Genomic DNA, 10708 nt, shown 5'->3' on the forward strand with positions numbered 1-10708 from the left:
GTTGTGACCATATTGTATATAAGTTTGTTACAGCACCATATAAGGGGCAAGGATGTCATACCGAGATTATGAAGAATAAACCTTTAAATCTTTGGTGTAACGTGTTATAATTGGGAACTGAACAGTTACAAGGTTGACGGCGATGTTGACCTAAGTTAAAGCAAAGATGAGGTAGAATAATACAATGAGAAATATTCAGTTGGTAGTTGAATATGATGGTTCCCGTTATGACGGGTGGCAAAAACAACCGAAGTACCCTAATCGTGTGACAATACAGGAAAAAATTGAATCGGTTTTGCATAAAATGGAACAAGAAGAAATTGAATTAATTGGAGCGGCAAGAACAGAAGCTGGCGTACATGCGCATGCACAAGTTGCGAACTTTGTCACTAACTCTAACATGAAACCATATGAGATCAAACATTATCTGAATCGATTTTTACCAAGAGACATTGCAGTGAAAGAAGTGTTAGAAGTTCCAGAACGTTTTCACAGTAGTTTTAATGCAAAGTCATTTGTATATGAATATAAGATTGGCATTGGTGAAGTGCCTAATGTGTTTAATCGCAAATACAGTTACTATTGTTTTGATAAATTAGATTTAAAAGGAATGCGAAAAGCGGCCTCTTATATGATTGGGAAGCATGATTTTAAGGCATTTGCTGATAATAAGAAGCAAAAGAAATCTACGGAACGTGAAATATATGAACTTGACATATATGGAGATAGTGATGAGGTAATAATTACAATTCATGCTGATGATTTTTGGCCGTTTATGGCAAGAATAATTGTAGGTGCACTTATCGAGGTAGGGACAGGTAGACTAGAGGCAGACCGTGTTCAAGAGATTATAGAAAGTAAGAATAGGGAGATAGCACCAGAAGCTGCAGAAGCGAAAGGTCTATTCTTAGTTGAAGTAAGATATATGTAAGACAGACAAAAAGCTAGAAGGTGTATTCAATTGAATATACTTTCTGGCTTTTTTGGTAAATTAGTACTATATTACTTGAAATCACGCTATTTATAGGTAAATAACAATCTAAATATAGTAGTTAAAGCTTGTCAGAGGTAAGTATTTAATGTAATATTAACATGTAGAAATGTAAAAAGGAGAGATTCCATGGCTAATCGTTGTCTAAAATGCGGAAAAATATTGGAAAAAGATGGATTTTGCTTGAATTGTATTGAATTTGCTGAGAAAAATGAAACAATGAAAGAAACAACTGAAAGTAACCGTACTGTAATAAAGGATCAACCATATGCTGATGGCGATTTGAAAGCATATGAACAGATACCGAATCAACAACTACAATTGAAACGAAAATCAAAATTTAATTTTACGCAGATGATATTAGTAGTAATTATAGTAGCAGGGATCTTTGTAGTAACTAAATTGACAGGTAGGCTAGATAAGAAGAATCCGAATGACGATACAGGTGCATATCAGGAGGAAGTTCTTGGACAAGCGCAAATAGAACGGAAGGATGAAACGAGTTTTGATGATGTCTTAGGTGAGGAAGAAACAGACGAGGATACAGAAGCGTCGTATGTATATGAAGCTGATTATGAGGAAATAATGCAAGCGGGCGAGCCAACTAATGCATATACGTTATTCGCAGCGACGAAAGATGATGTTGTACCATTAATAGACGAATATTTTATAGAACAGGGTCTTAATATGAAATATGATACAGATATGGACAACACATATGAAATGGTTGAAGATGAGAAAGTCACATATTATGAGACATTCTCTATGTGGTCTAAAGAAGAGGATGATTCAGAATTATACTTAATTTCTTCGGATACAGTTACAGGTAAATTGTTATATGTCGGGGTATACAGAGAAGATAAAGAAGAAGCCATAAAGCTAATTACAAAGAGTCTTGAAACAATTGATCCAAGCTTAACCAAGGAACAATTACAAGAGACTTACGATAACATTGTTAGTTCAACAGACTATGTTGATGAAATCTGCGGAGATTATGAAGTACAAGGCGGATATCTAGAAGGACAAAACCTTTACTATTATTATATTTCCAGCTTGATAGGTAATTAATGGAGATTACAAAGATTACATAGATCACTTAGAATCAATTATGTAGCTGTTTGGAATAAGAAAAAGAAGAAAAGGAGCTATCAGCTAACAGGTAATTTCTTAGCTTGAAAGCTCCCTTTCTATTATTGTAATAAAATTCAATCTATTCGATTTCAGAAGGTTTGTTTTGGCGATTAGAAAGTTTTTTGAACAGAAGGAATGCAATAATACCGATAATTAAAGGTATTAGGATGTGTTTATATTTATCATAATAACCGTAGGCTAATTGCCAATTATCCTGTAAGAAGTATCCTGTTCCAATTAGCATGGTATTCCAGATGGTGATACCAATGAAAGAAGATAATAGGAATACAGAGTAACTTTGTTTCATAGTTCCACTTATGAATGCTATGTAAGTCCGGCATATAGGAATAACTCTGGCGAAGCAAACCGCAGAGGCACCATATTTCTCAAATTTACGATAAGAAGAATTAAGACCTTTCTCTGTTTTAGGGAACTTCTTGATTAAACGTCCCAGTATTGCTGAACCACCGTAACATCCAACTACATAGCAGAATGTGGTACCGATAAGACCTGCAATCACGCTTGCAGTTAATATTACGAAGAAATGAATATTCTGAGAACATGCGATTGCTCCAGAGAATGGTAGGACAATCTCACTAGATACAGGAAAGCAGGCGTATTCAAGCATGATAATTAAGAACATAGCGATTAACCCATAATCGGTTATTAAGTTGGTGAGGAATTCCATAATCCGCTCCATGAATTCTTTTTTGAAAGTATATTACTGGTAGTTAGAAAAAATGTTAATAAAATGATAGTATCCTATATATGATTTGGGTGTCAAAAGTCCTCTTTATATTTAATTCGTCAATTTGCACAATTTATAAATCGTTATGTGATGCAAACCATAGTTTATTCGCAACCCGCTCTCGCTTGGATGAAGTTCGTAGTGGTACGTAAGGCTCTAGAATACAGAGGCAAAGTACCAACGACTTCATACAGTTACTCACCAAACTATGTTCAGCATCACATTAGTCAGGTTTGTTAATGTGCAAAATGACGAAGGCAAGTTTATTGAATGACTGTTGACACTCGAACCATATATTCAGTCTAGCTTTACGAATAAAAAGGACAAGTACATCATATATATGGTAGTGGCTTGTAATAATATTGTTATATTAATGACACAAATTTACCACAAAACACTTATAGATTTATACATAAAATGAAATAAGTGGAATTACAGCATGACACTTGGAGGTTAAAATGAAAGAGCTTATACTAAGAATGAAAAAGAGGAGTAAGCATTTGCTGATGTTCTCTGTAATTTTATTGATATTATTTGGAGTTAGATATAAAGAACAAGCTGATGCTGCTTCTAATTATCCATATATGATTAAGGTCAATAAACAACAGAATTGTGTAACCATCTATGGTAAAGATAGTAAGGGCAAATATACGGTACCAGTTAAAGCTATGATTTGTTCTACCGGTGTGGATACTCCATTAGGGACGTACCGTACACCAGCGAAGTATAGATGGAAGTTACTACTAGACGATGTGTGGGGGCAATATAGCACAAGAATTACAGGGGGAATCTTATTCCATTCCGTTTGGTACTATAAACAAGACCCATCGACACTATCAGCAGTACAATATAATAAGCTTGGAACAATGTGTTCCCACGGCTGTATACGTTTGACTGTAGCGGATGCCAAATGGATATATGATAATTGTCCGATAGGAACAACAGTTACAATATATAATAGCAAAGATCCAGGGCCACTTGGAAAACCGGTCGCAATTAAATTACCGACAAACACCGGCTGGGACCCAACAGATGTATATTCTAAGAATAATCCGTTTAATGGTAAGAAGCCAACTATTACTGGAGCAAAGAACAAGACAGTTAAATATGGTACAAATGTGGATTTACTAAAGGGTGTTACGGCTAAGAATACAACTGGATTTAGCATAACAGCACGTATTAAAGTTTCTGGTAAAGTTAATACGAAGAAATCAGGTAAATACAAGATTACCTATACGGTTACCGATGAGATAGGAAGAAGTGCTAAGAAAACAGTTACATACACCGTTGTTGGTGGAGAAGATAAAGATGAAGAAGTAGAAGTGGTAGTAGGAACACCTAAGATATCTGGTGTAGTAGATAGAGTTATTAATGGTGATACCGAAGTTACAAAGGAACTTGCACTAAAAGGAGTTACTGCGACGATTGATGATAAGAAAGTCGACAATAGCATGGTGACTGTTACAATTAAGGAAAACAAAGATGATTCGTACACTGTAACGTATGATTTAGTATCATCTAATGGAAAATCAGATACACAAAAGGCTACGATCATTGTTGATAAAGAAGCGCCAGTCATTGAAGGAGCAGTGAATAAAGAAATTCCTTGGGATGTAGAAGTGAATCGTGAGATGGCATTAGAAGGTGTGAAGATTTCTGATAATATTAGTAAGATGGCTATTGATGATATTAAGGTAACGATTAAAGATAAAGAAGACCGTTATATTGTGACATATGCAGCAAACGACGATGTAGGTAACAAAACTTCTGTCACTGTGAATTTCAAGAAAAAAGATTATCTTCGATTTGAAGGAATTGTAGATCGCGTTGCTCAGAGTTATGAAGTAGTAGACCGTGCTTTTGCATTAAAGGGAGTAAAGGCATATTACAACAAGAAAGATGTTACAGATGCAATCGAAGTACGTTTCAAACCTGTTTATGATGAAGAAGATGTTATCGTAGAATATGAGGTAACCTATATTATACGTGATAAAGTTAATAATGATATACGAGCTACTGCTAAAATCACAGTATTAAAGGAAGAATAAAATCAAACTTGTGAAAGGGGCTTATGCTAAAGTTAAGGTTTTAGCATGGGCTCCTTAAGTTTTCTAGATATACAATGACACTACAACGAATAAATCTAATAAATTTATTAAATATGAAAAAATAAGTTGAAAAAAGGTTATAATCTAGGTATACTTTAAATATTGACTGTAACTCACTCGTGAATGATATCCGTGAAATAATGTTAATGGATTTCAGGTTAAAGAGTGCATTAAGTTACAAAGATTTACATGTTAGAATGTCAGTTGTACAACAATAAGTTTGGAATTTATAGGTGTACAAGTTTGACAAGGAGGTCAGATGTACAAGTTAATAAAGAGAGATGGCATGGCAAAACGTGGCGAATTCCACACTGTTCATGGAACTATCCAAACTCCTGTATTTATGAATGTTGGTACTTGCGCAGCTATAAAAGGCGGAGTATCTACAGAAGATTTACAAGGATTAAAGACACAAGTGGAGTTATCCAATACGTATCATCTACATGTTCGTCCGGGAGATAAAGTTATTAAACAACTTGGAGGTCTTCATAAGTTTATGGTTTGGGATAAGCCAATTCTAACAGACTCAGGTGGATTCCAAGTATTTTCATTGTCAGGGCTTCGTAAAATCAAAGAAGAGGGTGTATACTTTAACTCTCATATTGATGGGCGTAAGATTTTCATGGGTCCAGAAGAGAGTATGCAGATTCAATCGAATCTTGCATCAACAATAGCAATGGCGTTTGATGAATGCCCGCCGCACCCAGCTACTAGAGAATATATGCAGAATTCTGTTGATCGTACAACTAGATGGTTAGAACGTTGTAAAAAAGAGATGGCAAGATTGAATTCTTTAGAAGATACAATTAATAAAAATCAGATGTTGTTTGGAATTAATCAAGGTGGAACTTTCGAGGATATCCGTATTGAACATGCAAAACGTATATCAGAGCTTAATCTTGATGGATATGCACTTGGTGGACTTGCAGTTGGTGAGTCACATTCTGAGATGTATCGTATTATTGAAGAAACGGTACCATATCTACCAGTTGAAAAACCTACTTACCTTATGGGAGTTGGTACACCTGCTAATATTCTAGAAGCAGTTGATCGAGGAGTCGATTTCTTTGATTGCGTGTATCCAACAAGAAACGGAAGACATGGTCATGCCTATACGAATCTAGGTAAGCTTAATCTACTTAATGCAAGATTTGAATTAGATACAAGACCGATTGAAGAAGGTTGTAATTGTCCGGCTTGTCAAAAGTATAGCCGTGCATATATAAGACATCTATTGAAAGCTAAAGAAATGTTAGGTCTTCGATTACTTGTAATGCACAACTTGTATTTCTATAATACAATGATGGAAGAGATTCGAGAAGCAATTGAACAAGGCAGATATAAAGAATATAAGAAAGCCAAATTAGCTGGATTTGAAGCTAATGGAGAAAGCTAAAATTTCTTGACAAAAGTCATAGATTTTGAAGATATGTATAGGAGGAATTATAATGAACTTACCAGTATTAACTACAGCACCAACAGGGGGTACGAGTATCATATTTACACTTGGTTATTTAGTAGTCATCGGTGCAGCATTCTACTTTATTGCAATCAGACCACAGAAGAAACAACAAAAGGCACATGCAGCTATGTTAACAACAATAGCCAACGGTGATAGCATTTTAACTTCAAGTGGTTTCTATGGCGTTGTTATTGACGTAATGGAAGACGTTGTAATTGTCGAGTTTGGTAACAATAAAAATTGTAGAATTCCAATGCAAAAATCAGCTATTATTGAAATCGAAAAACCAGAAGAAACTAAATAATAGATAATAAGGAGTTGGCGGATAACAAAAGTATCCAACAACTCCTTTTTTCTATAGACAAATATTAAATTCAAGGGTACTATAATAAAGTGTCAATAAAGATTAACAATGTATATTGCAAGCAATCATTCGATATGCATATGATAAAATGATAGAAGTAGTTTGGAGATAGTAAGATTTGTATGTTACACAAAGTCTCTAGGCCTTTGAAAGGGGATAGTTTATAACATGAACAAACCAGTATTAGTAATTATGGCTGCAGGTATGGGCAGTAGATACGGCGGATTAAAGCAAATGGATCCTGTGGATAAGGAAGGACATAAGATTATAGATTTTTCAATATATGATGCGAAAAGAGCCGGTTTTGAAAAAGTAGTCTTCGTCATTAAGAAAGAATTAGAAGACGATTTTAGAGAGTTGGTGGGTGATCCAATATCGAAGCATATGGAGGTAGAATATGTGTTCCAAAGCTTAGATAATATTCCAGAAGGTTTTTTGGTTCCAGAAGGTAGAGTAAAACCTTGGGGGACTGCTCATGCGGTGCTTAGTTGCTATGACGTAATAGATGGGCCATTCGCAGTAATCAATGCAGATGATTATTATGGAGCAAGCGCATTTCAGATGATTTACGATTTCTTATCAGAAGTGAAAGAAGATTCCAGTTATCGTTATACAATGGTAGGTTATCGTTTGAAAAATACAGTTACAGACAATGGTTATGTATCTAGAGGCGTGTGTGATACCGATTCTAATCAAATGTTACTAGATATAGTGGAACGTACTAGAATCGAGAAACGTGAAGAGGGAATTGCATATTCCGAAGATGGCGGTAATACTTGGAACCCACTTTCTGAAGAGACAATTGTATCTATGAATATGTGGGGATTTACGGCTAGCATAATGGAAGAGCTTAAGAAACGTTTTGCACTATTCATGAATGAAGAAGTTAGAAACAATCCTGAGAAAGCAGAATACTTTTTACCAAGTGTGGTAGATCAATTGTTATCAGCAAAAAAAGCAACAGTTAAGGTACTAAACTCAGAAGACAAATGGTATGGTGTAACATACAAAGAAGATAAAGAAAGTGTTATGAACGCAATAGCTAGTCTGAAAGCGAGTGGAATATATCCTACAAAACTCTGGAGGTAAATCTTCATGTTTAAAATACTAATAGTAGAAGATGATGAAACGATTGCAGGGATATTAGCGGAGAATCTAAATAAATGGGGATATGAAGCCGCTTATGTTGAAGACTTTGACTTGGTACTCCAAAAATTCAGAGATTTTGAACCGCATTTGGTTTTAATGGATATTACCTTGCCGTTCTATAATGGATTCTATTGGTGTGCAGAGATTCGCAAAGAATCCAATGTACCAATTGTATTCCTATCCTCCAATACCGATAACATGAATATTGTTATGGCGATGAATATGGGAGGAGATGACTTCATTACGAAACCCTTCGACCTATCTGTTGTAGTTGCTAAGGTTCAAGCGTTACTTCGAAGAACATATTCGTATATGAATCAAGTTACTACCATTGAACATCGAGGAGCAATTCTTAACCTTGGTGAAGCAGCATTATATTATCAAGATACGAAGTTAGATTTAACAAAGAACGAGTTTCGTATCTTGCAATTATTAATGGAGAAGAGGAATACAGTAGTTTCTAGAGAAGAGATTATGAAGAAATTATGGGATAGCGATTGCTTTATTGATGACAATACATTGACGGTTAATATGACGAGAATTCGTAAGAAGCTGGAAGAAATCGGTCTTGAGCAATTTATTGTAACAAAAAAGGGAATAGGTTATCGAATAGGGGACTAACTTATGTCATAAGTATTAGGGCTTCAAAATCACGTTTTATATTTTATTTCATCAATTTGCACAATTTATAGAACAGTATGCGATACAAATCATAGTTATTCGCAACCCGCTCTCGCTTGGATGAAGTTCGTAGTGGTACATAAGGCTCCAAAGTACAGAGCCTAAGTACCAACGACTTCATACAGTTGCTCATCAAACTATGTTCTGCATCACATTAGCCAGGTTTGTGAATGTGCAAATTGACGAAGGTAAGTTTTTTGAGTGCTTTTGATACTCTAATACTATTAAATCTTGCGACTTTGGAAGGGGTGCTGATTTTAATATGAAGCCGTTTCGTAGTATAGATTATATAAAACTTAGAATTCCTTTTTTCTTGCTGTTGGCACTTACCTGTTTTCTATTCCCTTTCCTTCAATATTTATATGGATACAAAGTGGAGGCTGCTTGGTATTGTGTGGAGATTGAGTTATTTGTTGCTCTTATAATTATCTGTATCGATTATAGAATTCAGAAGATGAAATACTTGAAGTTGCTAGAGCGTTATTCAAATATATCGGTCTATGAAACCCAGGTGATAACTCCTAGTAACTGTATGGAAGAAGGATATGAGTGGATTATTAAATCTCTTCAAGAAAAGGCAAAAGAGTCATCAGACCAGATTGAGACTCGCCACCAAGGACAAATCGAGTATTTCACAATGTGGGTTCATCAGATTAAGACACCAATTTCTGCGTTATCTCTCTTACTCGATAACACAGAGATAGAATCAAGTTCAAAGGGGTCAATGAAGCAGGAAGTATTTAAAATCGAACAGTATGCAGGATTAGTTCTTGAATACCTTCGAATTGATAATATGAGCAATGACTTTATATTAAGCCCGTATGAGCTTGATGGTATTGTAAGGAAAGTTGTTAAGAAGTTTTCGACAATATTTATCCACAAGAAAAACTCGTTAGTAATGGATGAACTGAATTGTAAGGTACAAACCGACGAGCGTTGGTTGGCTTTTTTGCTTGAACAGATTTTGTCAAATGCTCTAAAATATACAAATCAGGGTACAATAAGAATTTATGAGGAGAAAGACTATATAGGTAGAGTAGTACTTGTTATAGAGGATACCGGAATCGGAATTAAGGAAGAAGATATACCGAGGATATTCGAACGTGGATATACTGGCTTGAATGGGCGTATGCATCAGAAAGCTACAGGAATCGGGTTATATTTATCAAAGAAGGTAGCAGATCGATTGTCTTGTAGTATTTCCGTAACTTCAAAGGTACGGGAAGGAACGAAAGTTTCTATTATTTTTCCTAAGGATGATTTGGAGATTTTTTAGATATAAATGTTTAATCTTATCTTATGTTATTTACTTTACATTTACTACGGCAGTGGATACCGTATTAGGTGGACAAGTTGGTAAAGTTCTTGACGATAAATAAGATAACTACGTTAAATAATAATCCGTATCATGATTTATGTGAAAGATTATACTTGAGATAAATATGTGTATAATAAAAACTAGTTGTATAACCAATATGGATTTTAGTGAGGTATAGGTGTGAATAGTAAGGTTAGAATTGCAACAAAAGAAGATATTGATGCTGTTGTCAAAATATATGATGCAATAATAGAAAAAGAAGAATCAGGAGAGTTAAGAATTGGTTGGAAACGTGGTGTTTATCCCACAGAAAACACGGCATTGGAGGCTTTCAATCGACACTCCCTTTATGTTTGTGAGGATAATGGGAAAGTAGTTGCATCGGCTAGAATAGACCAAAATCAGGTTCCAGAATATGCGGATGCTAATTGGATATATGATGTTGATGATAAGCAGGTCATGGTACTTCATACTTTGGTAATTGATCCTAATTGCTTGCGCAGTGGATATGGAAGAAGATTTATAGACTTCTATGAACAGCATGCTCTTGAACACAATTGCCATTATCTTAGAATTGATACAAATGAAATTAACACATTGGCACGAAAAATGTATAAGAAATTAGGGTATGAGGAGATTGGGATTGTATCTTGTGAGTTTAATGGTATTACCAATGTTCAACTTGTATGTTTAGAGAAGAAAATTTAAACATTTTCTCAAGTGTAATGTAACCGGACAACAATAAATTAATCAGCA

Annotated in this window: 10 protein-coding genes; 9 read left to right on the plus strand and 1 reads right to left on the minus strand. The window is 35.0% G+C overall.

Annotation, left to right across the window (positions count from 1 at the left end; all coding sequences use genetic code 11):
- Positions 1-184: 184 nt before the first annotated feature.
- A complete protein-coding gene (gene truA / locus BUB90_RS14270) occupies positions 185-931 on the plus strand; it encodes a tRNA pseudouridine(38-40) synthase TruA (RefSeq protein WP_073288912.1) in 747 nt (248 codons plus the stop codon).
- Between the two features lie 189 nt (positions 932-1120).
- Entirely contained in the window at positions 1121-2059 is a 939-nt protein-coding gene (locus tag BUB90_RS14275) for a hypothetical protein (RefSeq protein ID WP_073288914.1), read from the plus strand.
- Between the two features lie 142 nt (positions 2060-2201).
- Here the strand turns inward: BUB90_RS14275 and BUB90_RS14280 are convergent, their stop codons facing one another.
- Entirely contained in the window at positions 2202-2810 is a 609-nt protein-coding gene (locus tag BUB90_RS14280) for a DedA family protein (RefSeq protein ID WP_073288916.1), read from the minus strand.
- Between the two features lie 518 nt (positions 2811-3328).
- Between BUB90_RS14280 and BUB90_RS23555 the strand changes: the two genes are divergently transcribed.
- The 7 genes from BUB90_RS23555 to BUB90_RS14315 all read left to right on the plus strand — a co-directional run bounded on the left by BUB90_RS23555 (position 3329) and on the right by BUB90_RS14315 (position 10660).
- Positions 3329-4918: a L,D-transpeptidase family protein gene (locus BUB90_RS23555; RefSeq protein WP_073288917.1), complete on the plus strand. Its 1590-nt coding sequence runs from the start codon at positions 3329-3331 to the stop codon at positions 4916-4918.
- A gap of 319 nt (positions 4919-5237) precedes the next feature.
- The gene (gene tgt, locus BUB90_RS14290) at positions 5238-6374 is read left to right on the plus strand and encodes a tRNA guanosine(34) transglycosylase Tgt (RefSeq protein ID WP_073288920.1); all 1137 of its coding nucleotides are present in this window, start codon (positions 5238-5240) and stop codon (positions 6372-6374) included.
- A gap of 52 nt (positions 6375-6426) precedes the next feature.
- Entirely contained in the window at positions 6427-6744 is a 318-nt protein-coding gene (yajC, locus tag BUB90_RS14295; RefSeq protein WP_073288923.1) for a preprotein translocase subunit YajC, read from the plus strand.
- A gap of 228 nt (positions 6745-6972) precedes the next feature.
- A complete protein-coding gene (locus tag BUB90_RS14300) occupies positions 6973-7893 on the plus strand; it encodes a sugar phosphate nucleotidyltransferase (protein ID WP_073288925.1) in 921 nt (306 codons plus the stop codon).
- A gap of 6 nt (positions 7894-7899) precedes the next feature.
- The gene (locus BUB90_RS14305; RefSeq protein WP_073288928.1) at positions 7900-8574 is read left to right on the plus strand and encodes a response regulator transcription factor; all 675 of its coding nucleotides are present in this window, start codon (positions 7900-7902) and stop codon (positions 8572-8574) included.
- 454 nt (positions 8575-9028) lie between these two features.
- Complete coding sequence (locus BUB90_RS14310) at positions 9029-9910, plus strand: sensor histidine kinase (RefSeq protein ID WP_170865503.1); 882 nt, start codon at positions 9029-9031, stop codon at positions 9908-9910.
- Between the two features lie 222 nt (positions 9911-10132).
- Positions 10133-10660, plus strand: coding sequence for a GNAT family N-acetyltransferase (locus BUB90_RS14315; RefSeq protein ID WP_139241774.1), 528 nt, complete (start codon positions 10133-10135; stop codon positions 10658-10660).
- Positions 10661-10708 lie beyond the last annotated feature (48 nt).

This window comes from Anaerosporobacter mobilis DSM 15930, from assembly GCF_900142955.1.
In the GTDB taxonomy this organism is placed as follows: domain Bacteria; phylum Bacillota; class Clostridia; order Lachnospirales; family Lachnospiraceae; genus Anaerosporobacter; species Anaerosporobacter mobilis.

What these genes read in the sequence shown, in the direction of transcription:
- truA (WP_073288912.1), top strand. Translation starts at nt 185, where the DNA reads ATGAGAAATATTCAGTTGGTAGTTGAATATGATGGTTCCCGTTATGAC.
- BUB90_RS14275 (WP_073288914.1), top strand. Translation starts at nt 1,121, where the DNA reads ATGGCTAATCGTTGTCTAAAATGCGGAAAAATATTGGAAAAAGATGGA.
- BUB90_RS14280 (WP_073288916.1), bottom strand. Translation starts at nt 2,810, where the DNA reads ATGGAATTCCTCACCAACTTAATAACCGATTATGGGTTAATCGCTATG.
- BUB90_RS23555 (WP_073288917.1), top strand. Translation starts at nt 3,329, where the DNA reads ATGAAAGAGCTTATACTAAGAATGAAAAAGAGGAGTAAGCATTTGCTG.
- tgt (WP_073288920.1), top strand. Translation starts at nt 5,238, where the DNA reads ATGTACAAGTTAATAAAGAGAGATGGCATGGCAAAACGTGGCGAATTC.
- yajC (WP_073288923.1), top strand. Translation starts at nt 6,427, where the DNA reads ATGAACTTACCAGTATTAACTACAGCACCAACAGGGGGTACGAGTATC.
- BUB90_RS14300 (WP_073288925.1), top strand. Translation starts at nt 6,973, where the DNA reads ATGAACAAACCAGTATTAGTAATTATGGCTGCAGGTATGGGCAGTAGA.
- BUB90_RS14305 (WP_073288928.1), top strand. Translation starts at nt 7,900, where the DNA reads ATGTTTAAAATACTAATAGTAGAAGATGATGAAACGATTGCAGGGATA.